Below are 25,330 nucleotides of genomic sequence, written 5' to 3' on the forward strand. Positions count from 1 at the left end.
CCTCCTTCTGCGAGAAGATGTATGGAAGAAACGGCGATTCCTTGACTGGCGCGAGCGCATGCTCGGGAACATATCCGGAAGGATGGTTGCGGCGCCTGTAGAGGCACAACTGACGAACCACCCCAAATTCCTGGCTTACTGTGACCGCCTTGCGTCCGGCGACACGTGACAACCATCTCCGGACGGCCTCATCAAGTGCCACAGGCTGTTCGCCGCATTGATTGGCCATGAATCGCACAAAACCGTTGAGTACGAATTCACCGCGGCAATATTGCACGCCCATTGCACGTCGAAATCTGGGAAAGTCCGCGACATCACGCGCGATACCTTCCGCAGTCACGAGCGTTCTCATGTTGGCACCGGCAGTGAAACGTCGCGCAACGTCTCCGTTGCAATGCGCACGTACGCAGAAATGGAGTCAGGATCACGATGGCCAAGAATATCCGAGATTACTTGCGGGTCTGCACCAAGGTCGATCTGACGGGAAGCGTTCGAGTGACGCAACACGTGGCTGCCCAGGAAGGGAGCTGCCACGCCGGCCGTGGTGGCGTGTTTGACCACCATGTATCTGATGGCTGAGCCAGTCAAAGGGGCGAATGGCAACTTGGACTGAAGAAACAGATAGCGGGTCATTACATGTGGTGGTCTCCCGTCGCGAAGATAGCGAGCCACTGCCCTCGCGACGGCAGGTAACAGCGGTAATGTAAAGGCGACCTTGGTCTTCGGTCGAATCACGCGCAATGTAGCAGCATTCCAGTTGATATCGTCCAGTTTCAGCCCAATCACTTCTCCCGCGCCAAAGCCATAGGTGCTCATCATCAACAGCATCGCGTAGTCGCGCAGGCCACACGGATTTGACCGGTTCACGGCATGGAGTAGCCGTTGCACGTCCTCCCACGCCAACGCCCGATATGGGCGTTCGTACTTTAGCTGAACCGGGGCAATCACTGAATCTGCCAGGTTGTGTCGGCTACGGCCGCTGGAAAACAGAAAGCGTGAAAAAGACCGGATGCTGCTGGCAATATCGGCTGTCGTGGTTCGGGCGTATCGGTGACTACAGTCAATGAGAAACGAATCGATATCAGCTAGGCTCATGGAGCGCCAAGTGTGGCCGCACTTACGAAGATGCTCGTGAAAATAACCTATGTGAGTCAGCTTCTTGTGCACAGTAGTAGGCGGGCTGCCACGATGGGCTACGAGGTAATCTCCATATGCGCGCACCACCGCCGTCGCGGGGAGTCTAGTTACCTGAGCAACCCGCCAGGGCGGCACTTCCCTTCCGAGCACACAATAGACACGATTCAGTTCATGAACGGCAGTCCTGGCGCTCATTGTTGCATCGGGGTCTAAAGCATGCCGGTGGCAATACCAATTGGCAAATCGACGCGCACCATCGAGAGTCAACTGAGCCTGCTCATCCAAGCCGTGCTGTTCACAATAAGCCCTGAAGCGTCCGATCCATCGGAGATACACGCTAGCGCTGGCGTCCTTTACGGAGCGGTCGTGACGCCACACATCAATGATCTCGACCGTCGTCGGACACGGTCCGGGTCGATGTGAAATGGGTGGTTCAAGCTGCATACTGGTTGCTCGCAGGGGACGGTCGCAGGATAAATCGGTTGATGCCGACTGCCAGGCCCCATGTCTTGTTGGTCAAGCGCACCGTGGGCCGATACGCCCCGCTGCAGTCGCAGAAAGCCCAGTGGCGCCGGCAGTTCGCTCAGTGTCTGAGAAGATAGCGTGCGCCTTAGCTCCAGGAGCGTACATCGCGCGCCGAGTTCTGCTGGCGTGCCGGAAGGCAGTGGTGGTTGCAGGGAAGCTACTGCCTGCAGCGCCGCGTGAACTGCACGCAACCGGCGGCGCAACCAACGTACAGCCGCAGGTAGGCTCACGTCGTCCCGCCGCAGCACATCGGCAGCGGCCTCCGTGCTACGCATACGCGGCATCCTTGCGACGACAGCGTCGATTGTGGCAAGCAGCCCAGGCAGTCTTGCCGCGAGAAAATCTGGCAATAGGCTGAAAGTTCGGTGTCCTTCCGGGCAGTACCACCTGGCAATGCGTATCCCCGATGGTGTCGTGCGCGGATAAGTGCCATGACGGGCGAATGAGCAACCGCCAGAGGGATGCAACGGACAACGTTCTAGGCGCACCGCGAGCCATTCGTGCCTCGCGATGTAGCTCTCGACACTCGATTGCGTTCGTAGCGGGATCTGCACGTTCACAGCCCCTGACGCCTCACCCGGATAGCGTCCAGACAAATAATATGCCGAGCTATCCAACCCTTCAAGCACGACCGTAGGCCCACTGCCAGCCATCGCTCGACATAAAACGAGACTCGGGATACTGTGAGATGCAAACCGGGAGCGAGGGTAAGTGGCATAAATAATATCGTCTTCAGGGCGCTCCCTTGGCAAGATACGCACCAGACGGCGCTCCGCCAGATCTCGTGCCGCAATAAGCCCTCAACAAAAAGTGAATCTATAATCTGCGCCGAACCCCTGAAGGATTACATCGACATCGGCTTCAAGGGTTGGGGTGTCGCGGGCCTTGAAGGCCAGCCACTCGTATTTCATCTTGTGCCAGAGCTTCTCGATGCGATTGAGCTCCGGGCTGTACGGTGGCAGGAAGTACAACGTCAAGCCTTTCGCTCGTAGCAGTCGGAGATAAGGCCGCAGTGCGCGGGCCGTGTGGACCGATGCATTGTCGAGAATCACGGTCAGTGGCTTGCCAACGTGTTCGACCAGAAGGCCGAGAAATCCGGCAAACAGCATCGAGGTCATCGTCTCCCACAACTTCACTGCAAACAGCCCTCCCGAGGACAGCAGTGCTCCGACCACGTTCAGACGCTTACCCCGCCGGGCGTCAATCATGTGTTGCTCCCCGACGGGTGTCCAGGCACTTCGATTCGGTTGCGCTTGCGCGAAGCCGGCTTCGTCTACGTAGGCGAGTTCGATTTCGCCACGCTGGGCTTGCTGGACCAATGCCCCGATTTCAGACTGGGCTTGTCGGAACCGTTGTTCGTCCCGCTTTTTTTTAAGCTATGCCGGGTGCGCTTCCACACCAGCCCCGCTCGCTTGAGAACACCTGTCAGCGTATTGCGATGAACCCGAATCCCGAACTTTTCTTCGAGTCGTGCCAGCAGTTCCGGTGCCGTCAGCGCCTCCTGCGTCGCCCACACCTTCAACTGCTCGACCTGCTCCGGCGACAGCTTCGACGGCGCACCGCTACGCGGCGCGTCCGACAGCCCGGCCATGCCTTTGTCCAACCAACGATAGCGCCTCTCGTACACCGCCTCCAACGTCAACTCCTGCCGCCTGGCTATCTCCTTGGCGGGCACGCCGTTGCTGAACATCAGAATCGTCCGGGACCTGTCTCGAGTTCGCCAATCACGGCGGCTTCTCGCCAGAACCTCAAGCTCGCTACGTTCTTCCTTCGTCAGTTCCAGCGGTTTCAATACGGCCATCGTCTATGTCGCGGTTCTTGCTCGGCCTGGCAGTATAGAGATACTTCTCATGAGGCGCTTATTGCAATCGCTCGCATTCGGCGACACCAGGATTTAATGCGTATTGGGAATTTCAATGCTTTTCCACGCAAGGAAATGGATTTTTCTAAAAGGCCAATAGCCAAACCGCGTAAAAAGAATCCATTGCCCTGCGCGGCACCTATCAACCTGGATAGGAGCGCCTTGAAGCTTCCTGCCAGGCTCGCCGCATCGACTATATTTTTGTCAGAAGAAAAGACAGCGACAAAACCTTGGGGACCACGAATCTCCATGGTCCAACAGGGCATTTGAAGAAGTTCGTCACGCGGGACTATCAGGGGCATGTCCAGACCAGACGGCGATTCCTCGAGACCAGCGATTTCAACCTCTCCAAAGCATTGCGGATAGCGCCGACCGGACACAGGGTCCACGCGATCCACAAGGCCGCATGCCTTATGGCCATGCGCTCCCTCTCTTCACCCTGACAGGATCAGGCGGACAGATCTCGTAGCGCGACGCATCCCCGCCAACGGGCCGCGCCGCGATGCCCCTCTCGTGGACGCGAACTGCGGCGCGATCGCGGAGGGTCGTTTCCGCAACGGCCGCAGTTCAACGCGCAACACTGCGATGAAGGAGACCCGATCATGGCTTACAAGAAACTCATCAACCAGAGTGGCCTCGCACTTTCCGTTCAGTTTGTTTCCCGCCTGGGTTCGGATCCGGGTCAGTCAGGTCCGATTGTGACGGTTTCATTACCGGCCGGTGGGCGGCAAACGGTCGAGTACGGCAATCCACAGAATCCGTATCTCAACGGCCTCGTCGTCTCGTCGAGTTCCGATGGCGAGTTTTCCAACGGCTCGCAGATCGTGACGTCCCGAGGAAGCTCATGGGACAACGTTCTGAATACGAACGACACCCTGACATTCAGCGGTGCCGGCGGCTTGAACGTGACGGGCTCCAATACATGATCGTCACTTGAACACTCTGGTCCCGCTCCTGCCGGCAGCCACGCTCACTGCCGGCAGATAACGGACCCCGTCGCATCAGGAAAATCCGCAATCCACGCTGAATTATATGCAATCCTAATAACATGTAAAACCCTAGCTTGACTTGACCAAACGCTCGTGTAGAAATCCTCTAAAGTTAAAAGACGACGTCCTCTCCAGAATATAAATCGGATAACCATGCATTATGCAAAAGCTCTCCAATGACACTGCGGTGAAGTTAGAACAAAAATTGTCTGCAACGCAGACATCCACTGCTCCGATCTATCCGACCTACGGGGTTCACAATCCACCACAATACAGCCCGTGCGCTGCGCCGGACTGCCTGTATGGGCGTGCGCCCGGCGAGCCTTCCGATCCGATCCTGCCGCTCTACTGGTCCGCGAAATGGAAGATGTACCGCGTGTACAACCAGTACGCCGAGTATCCGCCGCCGTATGACGGCGTCCCGCCGCATCCGTTGAAGGAAGGTGTGGATTACGAAGTATCCAGTGGCGCGAGCTATTACGACAGTACGTGGGTCGGTCCAAACGGCGAACGTGGCGCGATGATGGAGTATTACGAGGACCGCGCGCTGCCGATCCTTCCTGGTTCAAATCACTATAGTTGCGCGTACATCTCTCTCGGCGACAATGCGTACTTCCTCACGTTCGAGGAAGACCGCCCGGCCACCATGGTTGCCGTGTGCCTGTTTTCGGCGCTGAACCATCCGCCCATGCGCGACTTCATCAAGCATCTGCCCTACAGCAAGGGAGACAGCGAACGGCTCGGCTCACGCGTGCAGGGATACTCGTTCTGGACGAGCCCCGAAGGAAATCGTCCGCCGATCCAGGTTGGCGTCAGTCCGGACCGCACCAAAGACGGCGCGGTGCTGTTCGGCTATGCCTTCCACAGCGACTGGACCGAAGACAGGACGAGCGGCGCCGAACCCGCACTGTACCGGCTGCCGCAGTCGTTCTATTTCTCCGGGTGGCCGGCAGATCCGCCGAATGCGCCTATCGTCAGTCAGAACTTCTACGACTTTTCGTTCGCGAAGCCCGAGCCGGCCACGACGTGGGACCTCGTCGCGCAGCTTGCGCAAGGACAGCCTATCCCCGTCTGCCAGTTCGGCTCCTGAGCCGTCGCGCTGCGGCGCACACCCACCTGCTGTTTCGATAACCACCGCAATAACTTTACGGAGGCCAAAGTGATTCGCCTGGCCGTTACAAAGCTGACGAGCGTTGAAGATGCGCAATCCCTGCTGCAAACCGCAATCGGTGTCGAATTCGGCACATTGCCTCCGTATCTTTATGCGCTGTACTCCATCCCGCCGGAGACCAACCCGGAGGCGACCCAACTCATTCGTTCGGTGGCGCTGCAGGAGATGATCCACATGTGCCTCGCGTGCAATATCCTGAACGCGCTGGGCGGCAATCCGGTCATCCACGCGCAGCAGTACCCCGGGCCGCTGCCCGGCGATATCGGTCCGAACAACACGCCGCTAACCGTGCACCTGTATCCGTTCTCCAGGGATGCACTGGCGCAGGGCATGGCGATCGAAGAGCCGGAGAATCCGCCCGACTATCCGGTCAAGACGGCTGCCCTGCTGGCGGAAGCGGTGCCCAAAGCCGTGACGATCGGCCAGTTCTACGACGCACTCGACAAGTTCCTCGCGACCCTGCCCCCGAGCGCATGGACGCCGAACCGGAACCAGATCGTCGACAAACAATTCTTTCCGGGGCAGCTATACGCGGTCAACAACTACGCGGATGCGCACAAGGCGATCACACAGATCGTTTCTGAAGGCGAGGGAACGAGCGAAGGCAGCGAGTACGATCCGCTCGACTTCCAGGACCAGCCCGCGCACTACTTCCGCTTCGGGGAAGTCTTTTACGAGCGCGTGCTGACCAGAGATCCCGACAGCCAGTCCGACTACACGTGGGGCCCGGCTCGCCTGGAAGTGACGTGGCCGCCTGCCGGGCGCGACCTCACCGACCCTGCCCTGCACAATTTCTCGAACGAGCCGGCCGCCGCGCAGGCGGCACAAGCGGCCTGCAACGCGGCGTTCACCCGGATGATCGACGCACTGCAGGGCGCCGTGACCGGTGTGGAAGGCGCGCTTGGCGAGGCAGTGCGTTTCATGTTCGATCTGCGCATGGCCGCGCTGCATGCCTTCTCCGTGCCGTTGAACAACGGTCAGTTCGCCGGTCCCGCCTTTATTTACGTGCCCAACCTCCATGGAGACAAATGATGAGTGTGCTCGAGATTCCTCGCATTTACTTCAAGGGCAACGTGTCGTGGGACCCGGTGACCAGCAACAACTACCCCGCCAACTATGACGAGACGGATTGCACCACCGTCCTGCCGCAGAACCTGCCGACCATCCAGGACGAGGTTCAGGCATTCCGCGATAACGCGGTGGCCCAGATTGGGGCCAAAGGCAACTGGAACCCGCATGGCACATATCGTTCGTCTTTCTACGAGACGGCCGTCTGCGGGTTCGATCGCGGCCATGGAACGCAAACCGACGATCCGTTCGCGACCAGCGCAGTGAATTTCACCGGCATGCTTGTCGACCTCGAACCGTTCGGCAGTGTTAGCTCGCAGCTCTATTTCGATTCGATGCTATTCGGAGTCGAGGGTGGCTACAGCATCCAGTTGCCACGCACGTCGCGGATCACTGCGCGGCAAATCAACTTCGGCCGCAATACGTCCAAACACACCGCGATCGCGGGCATCGCGTCGGTCATCTGGACGACCTGCTTCGCAAAGGCGGACGGCCTGCGCATCAACGCACTCGACTCGGGCATTCTCGCCGATTTGCAAAACGCGCTGAAAGCCGACGACGTGCTGGGCTTGACCGTCCGGTTCAATGCCTATCGGACGATCTACTACGACAACGCGGCACTGACCAACGCATCGCCGGCCATGGCGCAGGAGGCGCAGCAGCTGGCCGACAAAATCACCGGCGGCGGCTTTCAGCCGAATCCGGCCCGCAGCCTGATCGTCGGCGTAGTGGGCTTGTGGCGCAAGAACGAGCCGGTTCACGAACCCGGCGACCGCGCGCTCATTCAGGTAGGGGCGACTCCCGCGGTAGGCACCGCCTCGGCACGCTGCAACGCCGACTCGCTCGTCATCGACCTTTCGAATAGCGTGCCGGAAATCGATGTGGCGTTGACGAAGCTGGATCTCGGCAGGCTCTCCGTCGTGGCCGTCGATCAGTCGGGCGCGGTCCAGCAGGAGTTGGGATCGATTCCGTACAAGTCGTATGACCGTACGGCTTACGAGGCCAGTGCGGGGCTCGTGACCCTGCCGCTCGCGCCCGGTATGGCGCAGAAAATAGCCGGGCTGAATCTCCAGGTGAATACCGTGCAGGGGCCGATCCTCCTGGAACAGGCGTTTCGTGCGATTCCGCTGATGCCGAACTTCTACGCGGACCAGGAAACGTCGACCTCGGCGTCGCTCCAGGTGTACGAGCACGGCGTGCCGGCCGGCAACGGTGTCGCCTTTCAGTTGAATCAGATGTCGTCCGACGGATCGAAGGTCGAAAAGAGCATCCCGATGACGACCGACGCCACGGGTATCGCGAAACTATCGTTGTCCACCGCGGCGCCGGGCATCACGGCGTACGTGCCCAGCTTTCCGTCCCAGACGGTGAGCTCGCTGAACACGCAGCTCGATACCTACATGTATGTGCGCGTGCTGCCCGCCGACTCCAAGATCGCAGCGCTGCCGCCCACCTGGCCCAATGTGTACAAGTACGTGCTGTCGAACTGGAACGCGATGGCGCCCTGCATGGATAACTGGTTGCGCCTCGACGATCCCGAACAGATACGTGCGTACACAACCATCATCAAGCGCTTGACCGACCCGGCGGCCTTCGAGCATTTCCGCTTCATGCCGATCACGCGAGACATGAGCGCCGGCATGCGTTCGCTGTTGTACGCGTGGCTCGATTCGCCGAAGGATCACGCGGCGGAATTGCCGTCGCGCGTGCGTCTGCTGAAGAAGGGATTGCGCACGCAGACAGCGGCCGCGGTTCAGCAGCCGGAAGAGGTCACCCTTTCCCTGAAGACCATGACGCAAACGGAACTCAGCCGCAGCCTGCGCGGAGGACCCAAAGGCAACTAGCGCCTCACGCCGCTCCCCGCGCTTCTCGTCCACGCAGGACAGGAAGCGCGTTCAACAACATCGGTACGCAATCGACAATGAATCATGGATACCCCGATGCGATTCGACGCCGCTGAAGCGCTTTCCGCGCTTCTCTGCGCGCGTCTTTCGCACGAAGCAAACACCTTCCGGTCGAGTGCAACGAATGAGATACGCAATGGCGTATCGATGCAGCGTCTTGCGCAACTGCTCGCGCTCGCGAGTCGCCACGCTCGTGCCGGCGTCGCGCTGGCGTTGACTCCCGACGAGTTGCGCCCGCTGAACGCCAGCGTTCCCGGCTGGAATCCGGCGCAGTGGAGCCTGCTGGAAACGCTGCGTATCGCGTTGCTGCTCGCGTCCCCCGACAGTGAGGGCGACGCTTTCCCCGCGGCGTTCGAACATGGCTTCCAGTTCGCGGACCACGGCGAATCGTGTGCGCTCTACCGTGCGCTACCGCTGCTGCCGCGCGGCGAACGTTTCATCTGGCGTGCACGCGAGGGCTGTCGCTCCAACATGCGTTCGCTGTTCGAGGCCGTGGCGCTCGACTCGCCCTACCCGGCGCAACACTTCGACGACGTCGCCTGGCGTCAGCTCGTGATCAAGGCCGTATTCATCGACGCACCGCTCTGGCGCGTCGACGGCCTCGATCGACGGCTCTCCGCCGAGCTTGCGCGGATGGCGCTCGATCTCGCCGACGAACGGCGCAGCGCGGGCCGCTCGGTGTCGCCGCAGACATGGCTTTGCCTCGGTCCGTACGCGGGCGAGCGCGGGCTGCGCGCATTGCAGAAGGAACTGGCCGAAGGCGACGAGCAAGGCAAGCGCGGCGCCCTGCTCGCTATCGCCCGGGCCGGCGCATTGACCGCCGAGCGCCACTGGCTGCGCACCGCCTTCAACACTCACACGCCCTTCATCGAACAAGCCCGCCAGGACGGCTTCACACAGCGCACATTCCGCTTTCTGTCGCCACTACAAGAGGACCGGTCATGAGATTCTTCGACCCCCACATTCACATCAGCTCGCGCACCACCGACGACTTGCAGGCGATGGCCGCCGCTGGCGTGCGCGCCGTCATCGAACCGGCGTTCTGGCTCGGGCAGCCGCGCACCAATGTCGGCAGTTTCATCGACTACTTCTCGAGTCTGGTCGGCTGGGAGCGCTTTCGCTGCTCGCAGTTCGGCATCGCGCATTACTGTGCGATCGGGCTGAACTCGAAAGAAGCGAACAACGAAAAGCTCGCGCGCGAAGTGCTGGAAGTGATTCCGCAATTCGCGCTGAAGGAAGGCGTCGTTGCGATCGGCGAGATCGGTTACGACGAGATCACCGAAGCGGAGGATTTCGCTTATCGCGCACAGCTCGATATCGCGCGCGAACACGACATGGTCGTGATGGTTCACACGCCGCATCGCGACAAGAAAGGCGGCACGCTGCGTTCGATCGAGGTTGCACGCGAACACGGCATCCCCATGACGAAGCTGGTTATCGATCATAACAACGAAGAGACCGTACGCAGCGTGCTCGATTCTGGCGCGTGGGCGGCATTCACGATCTATCCGAACACCAAGATGGGTTCGGAGCGGATGGTCGAGGTCGTCCGGCAGTACGGGCCGGAACGGATCATCGTCGACAGTTCGGCCGACTGGGGCGTCAGCGATCCGTTGTCGGTGCCGAAAACCGCGCGGCTGATGCTCGAACGCGGCATTCCGCTCGCCGCTGTCGAAGCGGTCACGTGGGGTAACGCATTGCAGGCGTATGCACAGTCGCAGCAGGTCGACGTCGCCGCGCTGGACCAGACGCCGCGGCTCGATCAGCGACAACTATTCGCCGACAACTCGGTTCTTCGCGGTCAAACGCCGCGCGTGGACGAATTCGTTCCCAACTGACAGGCCGCGCCGCCGCCCGTCTTCATCGGTGACGGCTGTGCCACGACGAGACGCAACACGTTTCTCGCACGGAGATCCGCATGCTGGAACATCGCATCGAGCAATCATTTGCCGTTCGCTACAGCTATCCGGTCTGCTTCACGCGTCACGCGTTCGAACCGTCCAATACGGTTCTTGCGGACCTGATCCGGCAGCCGGGGCGCGGCCGCGCGGCGCAAGTGCTGTTCGCGGTGGATTCCGGTCTCGCAGCGGCCCGGCCGGGGCTGCTGCGCGCGATCGAGCACTATGCGCATTCCCATGCCGACACGATCGGGCTCGCCGGCCCCGCGTGGATCGTGCGCGGCGGAGAAACGTCGAAGGAGGGACTGCGCGAGGTCGATGCGCTCTATGCGATGGCGCAGGACTTCGGACTATGCCGGCACAGTTACGTCGTCGCGATCGGCGGCGGCGCGGTGCTCGACGCGGTGGGTTTCGCCGCTGCGACCGCCCATCGGGGCCTGCGGCTCATCCGCATGCCCTCGACGGTGCTCGCCCAGAACGACGCCGGCGTCGGCGTGAAGAACGCGGTCAACTGGCACGGCCGGAAGAACTTCGTCGGCACCTTCGTGCCGCCCTTCGCGGTCGTCAACGACTTCGACCTGCTGAGCGGCGCGCCCACTGCCGACCGGCGCGCGGGCATCGCTGAGGCCGTCAAGGTCGCGCTGATCCGCGATGCGGACTTTTTCGACGAAATTCACCGCCAGCGGTTCGAGCTCGCCCGCCTCGCCCCTCATGTGCTGGAGCCGCTGATCGTCCGTTGCGCCGAACTGCATCTCGCGCAGATTCGCCATGGCGGCGATCCGTTCGAGCATGGCAGCGCCCGCCCGCTCGACTTCGGCCATTGGGTCGCGCACAAGCTCGAGGAGCTTTCGCATCACCGGTTGCGGCATGGCGAGGCCGTTGCCATCGGCATTGCGGTCGACACGCTGTATTCCCAGCGGCTCGGCATGATCGATTACGCCGATGCAAGCGCGGTGCTCTCCACGCTGCGCGACATCGGCTTCGTGCTCGACGACGATGCACTCGACGAACTCGACATCGCGCAGGCACTGAGCGAATTTCGCGAGCACCTGGGCGGGCAGCTCTGCATCACGCTGCTCGCGCGTATCGGCCAGGGCGTCGAGGTGGACACGATCGACATCGCTGCGATGCATGAATGCATTGCCGCGTTGCGCACTGGCTGTCCAGCAATGCAGTTGCCTCCACAACCGGTATCACGGGAGGTGGAAGCGTGAGCCGCGACTATCCGCTGACCTACTGCACGAACATTCACCCCGGCGAAACGTGGGCGGACGTGCGGCGTAACCTCGAAGACCATGGGCTGCAGGTCAAAAGGCTTTGTTCGCCGGGGGAAGCATTTCCGCTCGGCCTGCGCCTTTCAGCACAGGCCGCGTTCGAGCTTGACGAAGCCGAAATCCGCCGCTTCACCGACTGGTGCGGCGAGCACGATTGCCATGTGCTGACGCTCAATGGCTTTCCGTACGGCTCGTTTCATGGCACGGCCGTCAAGGAGAACGTCTATCTGCCCGACTGGCGCAATCCACTGCGGGTGAGCTATACGAAGCGGCTCGCCGACATCGCCGCGCAGTGGACACCGGGCCATCGGCCCATATCGATCTCGACCGTGCCGGTGGCGTTTCGCGCAGGCTTCGAGCCTTCGCACTGGGCGATCGTCAGGACTCACCTGTTCGACGTGGCGGCGCATCTCGCGCGCATTCACGAGCGCGGCGGTCCGCTGATCCGCCTCGCAATCGAGCCGGAGCCGTGCTGCGTGGTCGAGCGAACCGACGAGGCCGTCGCACTGTTCGAGCGCATGGCCTTTCCCGAACCGCTTGCCGCGCATGTTGGTCTGTGCTTCGACTGCTGCCATCAGGCCGTGGAATTCGAGGAGCCTGCCGACTGCCTCGCGCAACTGGCAAGCGCCGGCATTCCCATCGCCAAGGTTCAGGTGTCGTCCGCCTTGCGCGCGCGCGGCAAGGCGGTGGCCGCGCTGCTCCAGTTCGACGAGCCCACGTACCTGCATCAGGCCGTCGTGTTGCGGCGAAACGGCGAGCTCCGACGTTTCACCGACCTGTCCGGTCTCGCGCGCTGGCTGCAGGAAGGCGAACTGCCCGAAGAGTGCCGCGTCCATTTCCATGTGCCGATCTTTCTGGAGGAACTGGGTGGAATCGGCACGACACGCTTCTTTCTCGAGGCGTGCCTGCCGCGATTGCCGGCGGGCACGCCGCTCGAAGTCGAAACGTACAGCTTCGGCGCGCTGCCCCCCGCCTTGCGCCTCGACTCGCTCGGCGATTCGATCGCGCGCGAACTCAACTGGGTCAGGGAGACGCTCGATGCAGCGCACGGCCGTCATTAACGTGGTCGGTCTGACCCGCAACCTGATCGGCGAGCACACGCCGCGTCTTGCCGCGTTCGGCCGCGGCGCCGGCGGCGAAATCGCCACCATCGACGCGGTGATGCCTGCCCTCACCTGCTCCGCGCAGACGACGTACCTCACCGGCAAGCTGCCGGGCGCGCATGGCATCGTCGGCAACGGCTGGTACTTTCGCGAGCTGGACCAGGTCCTGTTGTGGCGCCAGAGCAATCGCCTCGTGCAGGCGCCGCGCATCTGGCAACTCGCGCGAGAGCGCGACCCCAGCTTCACGTGCGCGAACACGTTCTGGTGGTACGCGATGGCCACGGACGCCGATATCACGCTGACGCCAAGGCCGCTCTATTGCGCGGACGGCCGCAAGCTCCCCGCCTTCTACGCGCAGCCCGCGTCATTGCGGGATTCGCTGCGCGAGCGGCTCGGCCAGTTTCCGCTCTTCGACTTCTGGGGGCCGCGCACGAGCATACGCTCCAGCCGATGGATCGCGGACGCGGCGCTCGCGCTCGAGGAAGCCTTCCAGCCCACGCTGAACCTGATCTACCTCCCCCATCTCGACTACTGTCTGCAGCGCGTCGGGCCGCATGCCGATATTGCGGCCGATCTGCGCGAAATCGACGCCGTGTTCGGCAACCTCAGCGACGCCTTGCAGTCGCGCGGCGTGAGCGTCGTCGTGCTCTCCGAGTACGGCATCATGCCCGTGCGGCGGCCAGTCCACATCAATCGTGCGTTGCGCGACGCCGGCCTCGTCGAGATCAAGCGCGACCTCGGACGCGACTATCTCGACACCGGCGCTTCGCGCGCATTTGCCGTGGCCGATCACCAGATCGCCCACGTGTACGTGCGCGACCGGCACGACGTCGCCACGGTGCAGCGCCTGTGCGAGGCGCTACCCGGCGTCGCAGAAGTGCTGGGCGAATCGGGCAAACGCCATCATGGCATCGCGCATCCGCGTGCCGGCGAGCTCGTGCTGCTGGCCGAGCCCGATAGCTGGTTCACGTACTACTTCTGGCGCGACGATGCCGCCGCGCCGGACTATGCGCGCACGGTCGACATCCACAGCAAGCCCGGCTACGACCCGGTCGAGCTGTTCATCAATCCCGCGCTGCGCTTTCCCGCGTTGAAAGTCGCGTCCGTGCTGGCGAGAAAGACGCTGGGCATGCGTTACGTGATGGATGTGATTCCGCTCGACGCGTCGCTCGTGCGAGGTTCGCACGGCATTCGCACGGCGGACGACGGCGACGCGCCGATCCTCATGAGCTCCGAACGCGGCCGGATTCGCAATGGCAACGTTGCGGCAACCGATATCTGTTCCATTTTGCTCGAGCACATCTTCGACCATGAGCACAGTCACGTTGAATAACCGCATCGGCGCGATCCTCGCGCTGTGCCGCATCAGCAACCTGCCCACGCTGTGGATGAACGTGCTGACCGCGGCGGTGCTCGCGAACCCGCCCGGCGGCGCACAACGCGTCTACGCCGTGCTGCTGCTCTGCCTTGCGTTGTCCTGCTTCTATTGCGGCGGCATGGCCCTCAACGATGTTTGCGACCTCGATTACGACAGCGTGCATCAGCGCTTTCGCCCCATCGTCGCAGGACGCATCACGCTGGCCCAAGCAAGCGCAACCCTCTGCGCGCTGTTCGCGCTCGGCTTCCTGTGCCTCTTCGGCGCGCCGTATCGCGCCGGCGTCGCGGCGGGCGTGGCGCTGCTCGCGGTCATCTGGTTCTATGACCGGTTTCACAAACGCCATCCGTCCACCGTGCTGGCAATGGCCGGCGCGAGGCTGCTCGCCTATGCCGTCACTGCCCTGGCGTTGACGGGCACGGTGCCCGGCCTCGTCTGGCTGGCCGGCATCGTGCAGGCCGCCTACATCCTGACGCTGACGTTCGTCGCCCGCTACGAAAGCCGCATGCCGAATGGTCGTTATACCTGGCCCGTCGTCCCGTGGCTGCTCGCGGCGATTCCGCTGTGCGATGGCGTCGTGCTGGCCGTGCTCGTGCACCCTGCCTGGCTCGTCACCGGCGTGGCCGGCATGGCGCTGACCCGCGCGGCGCAGCGTCATGTGCGCGGCGACTGAGATTGCGTATACGGCGCGCCGCCGCGCCAGCCGATTCACTACAAGTAGAGGGAAACGCCATGAGCCCAAACGATGTCCGCACCGTCAGCCTCACCTCGAACTGGTTCATCCGCGCCGGATGCGAGGAGGCCGCCGACGCCGCGTTGCGCGAACTCGCGCACGACGTCGAGCGCGAGGAACCCGACACGCTGACCTACCTCGTCCACCGCCCCTGGCGCGGCACGGAGCCGTTACAGACGCTGCCACCCGTCGATCCGCTGAACGTGCTGTTCTTCGAAACCTACCGCAATGCCGACGCCTTCCAGCGTCACGTAAACGGCCCCGTCTTCACGAACTTCGTGCAGCATCACGGGAATCTCTTCGTCCAGTCCGACGGCAAGCCTTTCATGACGGTCGATTTCCTCGAAACACGTGCCGGATTCGTTCGGACAACGCAGATTTCCCCTGTCTCTGGCATGGGCGCCGTCGAGGCGGCAGCCAACCAGCATCCCAGTGTGATGTTCGAGATCATCGCGAGCGACCAGGCGACGCTCAAGGCGTTCTACAGCGACGTATTCGGCTGGCAATACTCGACCGGCACCGCTGGCTTCGCGTACATCCCGTTCCCGGCGCGCGTCACCCCGCTGCTGGGCGGCATCGGGCAGACCGAGCCGAACACGCCCGGCTACGAGCCCGGCAAGAACTTCTATCTGCGCGTCGACGACCTCGAGGCCGCGATCGCCCGCGTGCTCGCGCACGGCGGGCAGCGCTATGTCGATCCCGTCAGCGTGGACGGCTACACGTTCGCGATCGTCAAGGATCCCGAAGGCAACACGATCGGATTGATCAAGCCATTCTGAATACCACCGGAAGCAGAACGCCTGCGATTGCGGCACACCGCGGCATTCCTATCAGGAGAAGAGATGAGCTACCTGCAATTCCCGAGGTTTGCGTTCACCGGCAAGTTTCAGGCCGACGTCTCGACCGTCAACAACGATCCCCGCCATTTCGACAACGAGCATTTCGAAGCGTCGTTTCAGGAGTTTCAGAGCAAGGACGCGATGAACGGCTGGTGGAATCCGACCGGCACCGCGATCATGCGTTTCACCGATTGCACGGTAAAGAGCCTGCGAGGGCTGACCGGTCAGTTGCTGACCGACCCTCAATCCGATCCGCTGATCGGCTGCACGGTGGGCAATTCGCTCAGCCGCCCGGCCGGCAAGCTCGTCGACCTCGACACGGACTGGCAGCTCGCGTCGAACATCTACGGGCTCGAGGTGTCGCTGATCGGGACCGATGGGCTGCCGATCATGACCGCCGCCTACGAGAGCAATCCGTTTCGCGACCTCTGGTTCACGCGCTCCACCGCCGGTGGCGACAGTGGCGCGTCGGCGATGTTCCAGTCGGTCCTGACCAACATCGTCTGGCATCGCGACCTGAAAAGCGCATTGCTGGACCAGTTGCGCTCGGCTTCGGAACGCGACGAGGTGTCGATCCGTTTGAGCACCTACGGCTACCAGCAGCGCGTGAAGAAGAACGGCGTACTCGTGCCTGATTTCGGCTATGGCATTCTCCTCGGCAACATCGGGCCCGCGAAGGCCAGTCAGCCGCGCTCGTTCATTCTGGGGCGGCGCTTCATGCCCACCACGTCGAACGGCGCAGGCGACCTCGTCAGCGGCAACGGCATCGGGTGCTTCTCGTCGTTCGTCGATGAGCAAACGGGCTCGCTCAACGTCGATCTCAGCAACGCGCTGCCGCTGGGCGAAGGCTACAAGATCGCGCCGGTGAGCGGCCAGCCGCTGCAGTTCGCGGTACTCCTCGACGAATCTGTTACGCAGGATGCCGAATTAACGAAGGACGGCTACATCGCTCTCGGCAACGTTGATCAGACACAGAACCTGCAGGACATCGAAGGTGGGCTTCAGTCGCTGCCGCTGCCAGGCAATCTACTGCAAAAGGTGCGCGGCAAGCCGCTCGCCATCGTTCAGGCCGTTGACGGCTCGGGCAGCGCAACCGTGTGCGTGCGCGAAGCGCCCCACGGTCTTGAGGTTCGCGCGGATGCGTTCACCTTCAAGCTCGACCCGAACGATCTCGTCCAGAACCGTACGCAAACCAGCCTCTACGCGGCCCGCTACGGCGAGCCATGCGCGCATCAGAAGCTGGACTTCTGGATCGGCTCGCCCGCTCCCGACTACTCGAACACGCCAGCGAGCGGGAAAGCCGGCGCGACGCCCCGGGCGCTGCTGCCCGTCAACAACGTCCCCGGCGGCCTGCAACTGACACCGGAGCGCGCGCAGACCGACGAGCGCGGCGTGGCGCGCATCGCGATCACTGGCCCCGAATCGATGGGCAATCCGCGCGGCTACATCGACGGCCAACTCTATGTGGTCTCGTACAACTTCGCGGGCGGCAACACGGCCATCCAGCAGCCATACGACAAGCTGGCCATCGTGGTCTTCAGCACCTTTCCGGCACGTGACGAGCCGATCGATCTCGACAACCCGCGCTGGGAGGACGTGCAGCCCATTCTCCAGCAGTACGCCAATCTCTACCCGGTGATGAGCCAGGGGCTGTTCGATTTTTCGAAGCAGGAAGTGGCGGATTCCGCCGCGTTCGTCATGCACTTCGTTTTCAACAAGACCATCGACGATCCGGACCAGATGCCGGTCACGCGGGATCTGTCGGCCACGAAGCGCCGCATGCTCATCAACTACTTCCGCAATGTGATGAACCGTACCGGCAAAACAATGGATCGCCAGGTGCTGTTCGGCAAGCGATGCCCGTTGCGCGAGCTCGCCGGGGACCGCGGCGCAGCGCCCGACCTCACGGGCATCGCCACGCGACGCATCGGCAGCAAGAGCTGAAGGCGGCGTGCAGACCCGTCACCGCCCCTTATTGAACAGGAATGATTCACCATGCTGAAGATCAGAAAGGAACTCATCGCCCGTCTGCGCGCGGCCGATAATGTCGAAGAGGTGCAGACGATGCTGAGCGGCGCGATGTCGCTCGAACTCTCGACGATCCCGCCCTACCTCACCGCGCTGTTTTCGATCAAGGCGGAAAATCGTGAAGCGCGCGCGCTGGTACATTCGATCGTGGTCGAGGAAATGCTCCACATGACGCTCGCGGGCAATACGCTGATTGCGATCGGCGGCAACCCGAAGCTGCTCAAGATCGCACAGCAGCTCCAGTATCCCGGCCCGCTGCCGATGTGTATCGACGAAGGCCTGAGCGTCACGCTGGGCTCGCTGACGAAGCCGCAGGTCGGCAACGTGTTCATGGCCATCGAGCGGCCAGCCACGAAAGCGATCCTTCCCGGCGAGACCCGGCTGCTCGCCGATGCACAGGCCAGCTACGACTCCATCGGCGACTTCTATGCGGCGCTGATCGACAAGCTCGCGGAACTCGTTGCCGCCGGGCAGCCGATCTTCGCACATCCGCGGCTCGAACAGCAGATCGACATCAGCAAATGGTTTCCGCCCGAAATCCAACGCTTCCCGGACGGCAAGGTGTCGTCGCTCGAATCCGCGCGCGCGGTGCTCGAAACGATCGTGCGCCAGGGCGAAGGCTTGCAGATCAGGGAGGACAAGATCAATCCGAAAGCGGACCCGGATGGCAACTACGCACACTACTTCAAGTTCGGGGAAATCTTCTACGGGCATCGGCTCGTGCCCGATGGCGCGAACCCTTCTGGATGGTCGTATACGGGCGAGCCGGTTCCGCTCGACGAAAGCAACATCGTCAATCTGTTCCCGAACGCCGCCTTGAGCGACTATCCCGAGGGCAGCGGCGCGTACATCGCCGGCAAGCAGTTCTACGAGGCGTACCGGAGCCTGCTCGTGGCGCTGGACCAAACGTTCAACGGCAAGCCAGAACGACTTGATGCGGCGCTTGGCATCATGTTCGAACTGAAGCTTGTCGCGCAGCAGGTGATGCAGTTCCAGGTCGGCGCGGCGCCATCGGCCGTTTTTGCCGCGCCGCCGTTCATGCTGACACACATGGCGCCGTGAGTACGGGCTGAATGGCAGGTACGCGGGAATCAGATAACGTTTCCCGCTTCTTTTGGACTGAGCACGACACTAGAAGTCGGTCGCCAAAACCTCGATGGGTGAACTGGCGCCCAAGCGTGCTTTAATCTCGACCACAGCCAGAATTCTCTTTCTGCCGGTTCGCAATGCGGCATCGTCGCCCTCGCGTGATCCATCTTAGCCCAAACCCTCTGCCAGACATTCGCGCGTCACGCGCACCATAAAGACCCGTTCTTCACTTACGTAGTTAAAAAACAGATCCCCACTCCTACGAAGGATCGGTCCGCCAAAGATGTCTGCCATGCGTATCCCGAGTGCGAGTCAAGTCGTCAGATCGTAACCAAATCGCAATCGACTTGTGCACTGGGGAAAATGCGAGCCTCCTCAACTGAATTGACGTCGTTATTGCGCATGAGGAATAAGGCGTCGGCGCGCCGCGTTAATGACTATGTTGACGCCTGCGTTCGCGATGTAGCCGCGCGTCCGCCATGCATCCGCAGATCGGCGTCATCGCCAATAGCGCGGCCAATGTCTCGCTGGTGCCCCTGTGCGGGACTTCCTGCGAGCTTCTCAGAGAGCAAATCATCATTAAACGGCTTCGCATAGTTCTTGCGTGTCTCGTTCGCCTCGGATGGCCGTGGGTTCTGGCCCCGCGGCCGCAAGCGGCGATATGAATGAAGGCGACAGCAGCGCGTCGAGCAGTTCAACCAGTTCCTCAGTTTCTGTTGCAATAAGGCGATTCGCTAGGAGTGCGTCGGATTTGAGGCGTGAGTCCGGGCCCCAGGTGATGACTGGGTTCGCGCGGGTTTGCGGGTTCGCCTTGGTCTCTCTCTATTCGGTGTGCGGAAATCATCGCTTACGATCGTTTCCATATTCGTCATGCGCACTCGTACCAGTCTTTCGAGCGGTTGACGATGCGCACCACGAGCAGCATGACGGGCACCTCGATCAGCACGCCCACGACCGTCGCGAGCGCGGCCCCTGAATGGAAGCCGAACAGACCGATTGCGGTGGCGACGGCCAGTTCGAAGAAGTTCGACGCGCCGATCAGCGCCGACGGACAGGCAATGTTGTGCTTCTCGCCGACCGCGCGATTGAGCCCGTAGGCAAGCGCCGAATTGAAAAACACCTGGATCAGGATCGGCACAGCGAGCAGCACGATGACGAGCGGCTGCTTCAGGATGGCTTCGCCCTGGAACGCGAAGAGCAGCACCAGCGTTGCCAGCAATGCGGTGATGGACCATGGGCCGATCTTTGCCATCGCGGCATCGAACGCTGCCTGCCCCCTGACAAGGAGCACCTTACGCAGGATCTGCGCGAGGATGACCGGAATCACGATGTAGAGCACGACGGACGTGAGCAGCGTCGCCCACGGCACCGTGATAGCGGAAATGCCAAGCAGCAGGCCGACGAGCGGCGCAAACGCGACCACCATGATGCTGTCGTTCAGCGCGACCTGGGAGAGCGTGAACAGCGGATCGCCGCCGGTCAGGCGGCTCCAGACGAACACCATCGCCGTACAGGGCGCGGCTGCGAGCAGGATCAAACCCGCGACGTAGCTGTCGAGTTGATCTGCAGGAAGCATCGGCGCGAACAGGTGCTTGATGAAGAGCCATGCGAGCAGCGCCATCGAGAACGGTTTCACGAGCCAGTTCACGACGAGCGTCACGCTGATCCCCCTGACGTGCTGTCGCACCTCGTGCAGCGCGCCGAAGTCGACCTTGACGAGCATCGGGATGATCATCACCCAGATCAGCAGCCCGACCGGCAGATTGACGTGCGCATATTCCATCTGGCCAATCGTCTGGAAGACACCAGGCAGCACCTGCCCAAGCAGAATGCCGGCGACGATGCACAGTGCGACCCACACGGTCAGGTATCGCTCAAAGAAGCTGATGGCCGGTTTCGCGGGCGACTTCCCCGAAGCGGCAACATTGGGAGTGTTCATGGGGTGACTCGGTGGAACGGATTCAGCTCTGAAGGATGTCGTCCAGCGACTGCTGCAGTTCAGTGTTGTCCAGACTTTCGAGTGGGAGCGCGAGCAGTTGCAGCATGCGGTAGCCGATCGCTTCGCGTGTGAGTTCGAATGCGTGCCGCTTGCCTTCATCGCCTCCCGGCGCGTTTGACGGATCGGCATAGCCCCAGTGAACCTTGACAGGGCTTCCCGGCCAGAACGGACACTGTTCGGCCGCAGCGCTGTCGCAGACCGTGATGACGATGCGCATTTGCGGTGCGCCGTCCTGCGCGAATTCATCCCAACTCTTGCTGCGATAGCCTTCCGTATCGATACCTGCGTTCTTCAGCGCTTCAAGCGCGAACGGATTGATGCGACCGCTCGGGGCGCTGCCCGCGCTGTACGCACGGACGTCCTCGCCAAGCTTCTTCGCCCAGTGGTTCAGCATGCCTTCGGAAAGCACGCTGCGCGCGGAATTGTGCGTGCAGAGAATGAGTACGTTCGTGGTCATGGTGTTATCAGCGGGCAACGCGATCAGCAACAGGCCGAACCGGCAGATTTAACAGGGATGCCAACGGGTTTGCCGCCCGGAGCACAGCAGGACGCTGCTCCTGTCGAGGGCGACGCCTGCCTGCTCTCGACATATACCGGAGCGCCGTCCAGCGTATGGAAGTGTTCCCAGGCGATACCCTGCGGATCGAGAACCCAATGCTTGTCGCTGCGCGCATAGCAGCAGGTTGTCTCGCCCTCGTCGAGCAGGGCCATGTCCGCAGCCTCAGCCCGCTTTGCGAGTACGGCAAGCTCAGCCGCATCGTCCACCTGGAAGCCGAGGTGGTCCACACCGGCCTTCGCGCCGCGCGTTGAAATCGCAAAGTTCACGCGTGGATCGTCCAGCATCCATTTCGCGTAATCCGCCTCGATGCGCGCCGGTTCTGCGGCGAACAACTTCGAATAGAACGCGACACTGGCTGCGAGGTCGTCAACGTGGACGTGGATGTGAAACCGCTTCATGGTGGTTTTCCGTCAGCATTTGCACGAGCCCGCTCCAGGCTCAAGGCAAGGTTGCCCCTGGCAGCAGTTTTCGGTCAGAAAGCCAAGCACCGCACTCATCTGGTCATAGGCAGCGCGATAGATCAGGCTGCGCCCGTCGCGCTCCTGCGTGACCAGTCCCGCGTGCATCAACTCCTTCAGGTGAAAGGAGAGCGTCGCGTTGGGAACACCGAGCTGTTCCGCCATGGCGCCCGGCGTCAAGCCGATCGGGCCGGTCACGACCAGCATGCGGAACACACGCAGGCGCAGTTCGTGGGCAAGCGCCGCGAGGGCGCGGATCACGTCTTTATCTTCCATATTTCCAATATATTATAAATATCATATGGAAGCAAGCCACTGTTGCAACTGACGGCCCCCTCGACCGGCCAAAACGGCAGGTCGAAAGGCGATTCAGGGGAGCGGTCGCTGACCGGCACACTCGACAGCGCATGTGCAGTCGTTGTCAGGATGTCCGCTTCAACGGGTCAGAACATCGGATGCGCGTCAGGATAGAGCGCTGTCATGAGCGCAAAGCCTCCCAGGACCACGAAAATAATGGCCGCCACCACGTGTACGGCCTTGGTCGGCAGCCGGTCGGCAAACTTGTGACCAAGGTAAATGACCGGAACGTTGGCGAGCATCATGCCCAGCGTGGTTCCCGCGACGACGCCAAAAAACTCGTGGAAGCGCGCGGCCAGCGCAACCGTCACCACCTGTGTCTTGTCACCCATTTCGGCAAGGAAGAACGTCACTACTGTCGTGCCGAACACGCCCATATGTCCCTTCGTGACGGCATCCGTCTCGTCCAGCTTGTCTGGAATCAGAATCCAGATGGCCATCAGCGCGAATGACGCGACAACGGCCCAGTTCATGACATGGGGATTGATGACGTTCGCGAGCCACGCGCCCAGCGCGCCGGAGAACCCGTGATTGACCAGCGTCGCGACGAAAACGCCGAGCACGATCGGAATGGGCTTGCGATAACGGGCCGCGAGAACGAGTGAGAGCAGCTGGGTCTTGTCGCCAATTTCGGCAAGGGCGACCACGCTGGTCGAGACGAGGAAGGATTCCATGGGGCTTGTTATTACCGGGCCGCGCAGTCAACACGCGATGACACGCACCCCTGCGACCCGGTCTCAGCTAGGGATGCACGTCATCGGTCTTGCCAGGCTTGCGCTGCACACGCCATGTCGCCGTCAGGCCGACAAGTATGTTGACATATGCCCCCGGACATCGCGTCCGGAGCCGCATCCGGAGCGGCTACTCCCCGAAGAGTGCCGCGATTATAAGGGCGTCCCATCCGAAGCAGCAAGCACATTTTGGTATACCCCCCTACCCTATATGCGCTACACTGCGCCCGCAAACGGGAGAACGGGCATGAGCCATACGATTCGCGAGAAACAGAAGCTGCTGAACCGCATTCGCCGGATAAAGGGGCAGGTTGAAGCCATTGAGCGTGCGCTTGAGGAAGAGCGCGGCTGCATGGAAGTGCTGCAGCAGGTCACCAGTTGTCGGGGTGCGATGAACGGGTTGCTCGCCGTCGTGCTGGAGGACCACATTCGCACCCATCTGGTCGACGCCGAGCCGGACGACGAACATGGCAGCGGCACCGAACAGTTAATCGAGGTAGTCCACAGCTACTTCAAGTGAGAAAAGCATGAGCAAGTTTGAAGACGCCGCCTTCGGGGCGGGACACGACCACATCTTCCTGGGCGCCGCCCATGAGGAAAACGAGCGCAGGACCTGGATAGTCATCGCGCTGTGCAGTGCCATGATGGGGGCCGAGATTGTCGGCGGCAGCCTCTTTGGTTCGCTGGCACTGGTCGCCGACGGGCTGCACATGTCGACGCACGCGGGCGCGATGCTGATTGCGGCCCTCGCGTACACCTACGCGCGCAGGCATGCGACCGATCCCCGTTTTGTCTTCGGCACCGGCAAGCTGGGGGATCTTGCGGGCTTCACCAGCGCGATCGTGCTCGCGATGATTGCGCTGCTGATCGCGTATGAAGCCGTCTCACGCTTTTTCTCGCCCGTACCGATCCACTTCGGTCAGGCAATTCCTATCGCCGTTCTGGGCCTGCTGGTCAACCTCGCCAGCGTCTGGCTGCTGAGCGGCGACCACCATGGCCATAGCCACGGGCATGGCCATCACGACGACCATGCACATGAGGACGAGGTGCAGCACATCTTCGGCAGCGCCGGTGTCTTTGCCGTGTCGATCTTCGAGGATGGCGTGCCGCCCGTGTTTCGCATTGCGCCGCAAACCGCGGCTTCGACGCTCTCGGCCGATGCAGTTTCCGTCACGACGATTCGCCTCGACGGCACGCGCCAGACCTTCGCGTTCGCCGACCGCGGCGGCTATCTGGAGTCGAAAGAAGATATTCCGGAGCCGCATGCATTCGCGGCCGTTGTCCGGCTGCCAGACGGCGAGCATCGCCTCGCATTTGAAGAACACGAGCACGATCACGACGACGCCCACGCCGCCGCAAACCGCGACCACAACATCCGCTCGGCTTACATTCATGTCATTGCGGACGCGGCCGTTTCGGTGCTGGCGATTATTGGCCTCCTGCTCGCCCGCGCATTCGGCTGGCTCTGGATGGACCCTCTCGCGGGCGTGATCGGCGCGCTGGTGATTGCGAACTGGTCGTGGGGCTTGATGCGCGATACGGGTGGCATTCTGCTCGACGTGAACCCGGACCGGAAAATGGCCGAGAACGTACGCCACGTCATCGAGGACAACGGCGACACGGTGCTTGACCTTCATGTATGGCGCGTCGGCCCGGGTCACATGAGCGCTGTTGTGTCGGTCGCCACCCCGGATACCCAACGCAGTCCGAGCTTCTACCACGCAGCACTCACGCGTTTCAAGGGTCTTTCCCATGTGACGGTCGAAGTCAACCCGACCCGCGCAGTGGCCTGAGCAATGGCAGCCAAATCGCCGTGCATCGATGTTTGCGCGTTCGACGGCAAGACCGGCCTTTGCATCGGCTGCCTGCGCACGCGCGAGGAAATCCGCGACTGGAAAAAGATGACCGACCATCGGCACCATCAAGTCATCAACGACCGATCCCGGCGAGAGACCCGGGTCAAGCGGGCAATGGCAAATCCGGGGCGGTGAACGGCCGTTCACCCGACCAGGGCCGATGACCGAGAAGGGTCGACGATATGACCCATTCAGTTTTGGGCCAGAGCGACGCTGCCCTGCGCAACCGACTGCAACTGCCAACGCGATTGACGTCGTGCGCGCACACCCGGATGTTCGCCCTGCGAATCTTGACATTACAGCGGAACCATCAAGAATGCCTGTCCCGCTTCAACGCGACCGCCCGCAGCCCGATTTGCCGGGGCGACGCCCCCCC

At 62.0% G+C, this 25,330-nt stretch carries 25 protein-coding genes and 1 pseudogene; 16 read left to right on the forward strand and 10 right to left on the reverse strand.

Annotated elements, in window-relative coordinates:
* The 5 genes and pseudogenes from L5014_RS34915 to L5014_RS34935 form a co-directional block, all read right to left on the reverse strand.
* A pseudogene (locus L5014_RS34915) lies at positions 1-352 on the reverse strand (tyrosine-type recombinase/integrase); the annotation flags it as partial.
* Positions 349-1,095 (reverse strand): site-specific integrase, encoded by a 747-nt coding sequence (locus L5014_RS34920; protein ID WP_338019378.1) that lies wholly within the window; start codon positions 1,093-1,095, stop codon positions 349-351. The pseudogene L5014_RS34915 and the gene L5014_RS34920, both read right to left, overlap by 4 nt.
* A gap of 1,367 nt (positions 1,096-2,462) precedes the next feature.
* The gene (locus L5014_RS34925) at positions 2,463-2,981 is read right to left on the reverse strand and encodes an IS630 family transposase (protein ID WP_238468442.1); all 519 of its coding nucleotides are present in this window, start codon (positions 2,979-2,981) and stop codon (positions 2,463-2,465) included.
* Complete coding sequence (locus tag L5014_RS34930; protein WP_238468443.1) at positions 2,936-3,454, reverse strand: helix-turn-helix domain-containing protein; 519 nt, start codon at positions 3,452-3,454, stop codon at positions 2,936-2,938. The genes L5014_RS34925 and L5014_RS34930 overlap by 46 nt, the downstream gene beginning before the upstream one ends.
* A gap of 56 nt (positions 3,455-3,510) precedes the next feature.
* A complete protein-coding gene (locus tag L5014_RS34935; RefSeq protein ID WP_238468444.1) occupies positions 3,511-3,912 on the reverse strand; it encodes a hypothetical protein in 402 nt (133 codons plus the stop codon).
* Between the two features lie 213 nt (positions 3,913-4,125).
* Here L5014_RS34935 and L5014_RS34940 point away from each other — a divergent pair, with 213 nt between their 5' ends.
* From L5014_RS34940 to L5014_RS35000, 13 genes are all read left to right on the forward strand, one after another.
* On the forward strand, positions 4,126-4,449 hold the full coding sequence (locus tag L5014_RS34940; RefSeq protein WP_238468445.1) for a hypothetical protein: 324 nt from the start codon (positions 4,126-4,128) through the stop codon (positions 4,447-4,449).
* A 268-nt stretch (positions 4,450-4,717) separates the two neighbouring features.
* Complete coding sequence (locus L5014_RS34945) at positions 4,718-5,602, forward strand: hypothetical protein (protein ID WP_238468446.1); 885 nt, start codon at positions 4,718-4,720, stop codon at positions 5,600-5,602.
* 69 nt (positions 5,603-5,671) lie between these two features.
* Positions 5,672-6,715, forward strand: a complete 1,044-nt coding sequence (locus tag L5014_RS34950) for a ferritin-like domain-containing protein (protein ID WP_238468447.1) — start codon at positions 5,672-5,674, stop codon at positions 6,713-6,715.
* Positions 6,712-8,595 carry a hypothetical protein gene (locus L5014_RS34955; protein WP_238468448.1) on the forward strand — a complete coding sequence of 628 codons (1,884 nt, stop codon included), beginning with the start codon at positions 6,712-6,714 and terminating at the stop codon, positions 8,593-8,595. The genes L5014_RS34950 and L5014_RS34955 overlap by 4 nt, the downstream gene beginning before the upstream one ends.
* Before the next feature lie 84 nt (positions 8,596-8,679).
* Positions 8,680-9,600 carry an EboA domain-containing protein gene (locus L5014_RS34960; RefSeq protein WP_238468449.1) on the forward strand — a complete coding sequence of 307 codons (921 nt, stop codon included), beginning with the start codon at positions 8,680-8,682 and terminating at the stop codon, positions 9,598-9,600.
* Positions 9,597-10,493, forward strand: a complete 897-nt coding sequence (locus tag L5014_RS34965; protein WP_238468450.1) for a TatD family hydrolase — start codon at positions 9,597-9,599, stop codon at positions 10,491-10,493. Before L5014_RS34960 ends, L5014_RS34965 begins: the two co-directional genes overlap by 4 nt.
* Before the next feature lie 80 nt (positions 10,494-10,573).
* Complete coding sequence (locus L5014_RS34970) at positions 10,574-11,767, forward strand: 3-dehydroquinate synthase (RefSeq protein WP_238468451.1); 1,194 nt, start codon at positions 10,574-10,576, stop codon at positions 11,765-11,767.
* Positions 11,764-12,888 carry a metabolite traffic protein EboE gene (gene eboE / locus L5014_RS34975; protein ID WP_238468452.1) on the forward strand — a complete coding sequence of 375 codons (1,125 nt, stop codon included), beginning with the start codon at positions 11,764-11,766 and terminating at the stop codon, positions 12,886-12,888. The genes L5014_RS34970 and eboE overlap by 4 nt, the downstream gene beginning before the upstream one ends.
* Entirely contained in the window at positions 12,866-14,263 is a 1,398-nt protein-coding gene (locus L5014_RS34980) for an alkaline phosphatase family protein (protein WP_238468453.1), read from the forward strand. Before eboE ends, L5014_RS34980 begins: the two co-directional genes overlap by 23 nt.
* Positions 14,241-14,978, forward strand: coding sequence for a UbiA family prenyltransferase (locus tag L5014_RS34985; protein ID WP_238468454.1), 738 nt, complete (start codon positions 14,241-14,243; stop codon positions 14,976-14,978). Before L5014_RS34980 ends, L5014_RS34985 begins: the two co-directional genes overlap by 23 nt.
* Before the next feature lie 59 nt (positions 14,979-15,037).
* A complete protein-coding gene (locus L5014_RS34990) occupies positions 15,038-15,817 on the forward strand; it encodes a VOC family protein (RefSeq protein WP_238468455.1) in 780 nt (259 codons plus the stop codon).
* A 63-nt stretch (positions 15,818-15,880) separates the two neighbouring features.
* A complete protein-coding gene (locus tag L5014_RS34995; RefSeq protein ID WP_238468456.1) occupies positions 15,881-17,821 on the forward strand; it encodes a hypothetical protein in 1,941 nt (646 codons plus the stop codon).
* A 51-nt stretch (positions 17,822-17,872) separates the two neighbouring features.
* Positions 17,873-18,967 (forward strand): ferritin-like domain-containing protein, encoded by a 1,095-nt coding sequence (locus L5014_RS35000; protein ID WP_238468457.1) that lies wholly within the window; start codon positions 17,873-17,875, stop codon positions 18,965-18,967.
* A gap of 895 nt (positions 18,968-19,862) precedes the next feature.
* Here the strand turns inward: L5014_RS35000 and arsB are convergent.
* The 5 genes from arsB to L5014_RS35025 all read right to left on the reverse strand — a co-directional run bounded on the left by arsB (position 19,863) and on the right by L5014_RS35025 (position 23,041).
* Positions 19,863-20,933, reverse strand: a complete 1,071-nt coding sequence (arsB, locus tag L5014_RS35005; RefSeq protein WP_238468458.1) for an ACR3 family arsenite efflux transporter — start codon at positions 20,931-20,933, stop codon at positions 19,863-19,865.
* A 22-nt stretch (positions 20,934-20,955) separates the two neighbouring features.
* Entirely contained in the window at positions 20,956-21,450 is a 495-nt protein-coding gene (locus L5014_RS35010; RefSeq protein ID WP_238468459.1) for an arsenate reductase ArsC, read from the reverse strand.
* A 23-nt stretch (positions 21,451-21,473) separates the two neighbouring features.
* Positions 21,474-21,950: an ArsI/CadI family heavy metal resistance metalloenzyme gene (locus tag L5014_RS35015; protein WP_238468460.1), complete on the reverse strand. Its 477-nt coding sequence runs from the start codon at positions 21,948-21,950 to the stop codon at positions 21,474-21,476.
* A gap of 12 nt (positions 21,951-21,962) precedes the next feature.
* Entirely contained in the window at positions 21,963-22,286 is a 324-nt protein-coding gene (locus tag L5014_RS35020; protein WP_238468461.1) for an ArsR/SmtB family transcription factor, read from the reverse strand.
* Positions 22,287-22,453: 167 nt separating this feature from the next.
* A complete protein-coding gene (locus L5014_RS35025; protein WP_238468462.1) occupies positions 22,454-23,041 on the reverse strand; it encodes a TMEM165/GDT1 family protein in 588 nt (195 codons plus the stop codon).
* 304 nt (positions 23,042-23,345) lie between these two features.
* Between L5014_RS35025 and L5014_RS35030 the strand changes: the two genes are divergently transcribed.
* The 3 genes from L5014_RS35030 to L5014_RS35040 are packed head-to-tail and all read left to right on the forward strand — an operon-like array spanning position 23,346 to position 25,089.
* Positions 23,346-23,618 (forward strand): metal/formaldehyde-sensitive transcriptional repressor, encoded by a 273-nt coding sequence (locus L5014_RS35030; protein ID WP_009691845.1) that lies wholly within the window; start codon positions 23,346-23,348, stop codon positions 23,616-23,618.
* Positions 23,619-23,625: 7 nt separating this feature from the next.
* Positions 23,626-24,891 (forward strand): CDF family Co(II)/Ni(II) efflux transporter DmeF, encoded by a 1,266-nt coding sequence (gene dmeF, locus L5014_RS35035; RefSeq protein ID WP_238468463.1) that lies wholly within the window; start codon positions 23,626-23,628, stop codon positions 24,889-24,891.
* A gap of 3 nt (positions 24,892-24,894) precedes the next feature.
* Positions 24,895-25,089 (forward strand): DUF1289 domain-containing protein, encoded by a 195-nt coding sequence (locus L5014_RS35040; RefSeq protein ID WP_238468464.1) that lies wholly within the window; start codon positions 24,895-24,897, stop codon positions 25,087-25,089.
* The last annotated feature ends 241 nt before the right edge of the window (positions 25,090-25,330 follow it).

The organism is Paraburkholderia tagetis (genome assembly GCF_022213065.1).
GTDB lineage: Bacteria > Pseudomonadota > Gammaproteobacteria > Burkholderiales > Burkholderiaceae > Paraburkholderia > Paraburkholderia tagetis.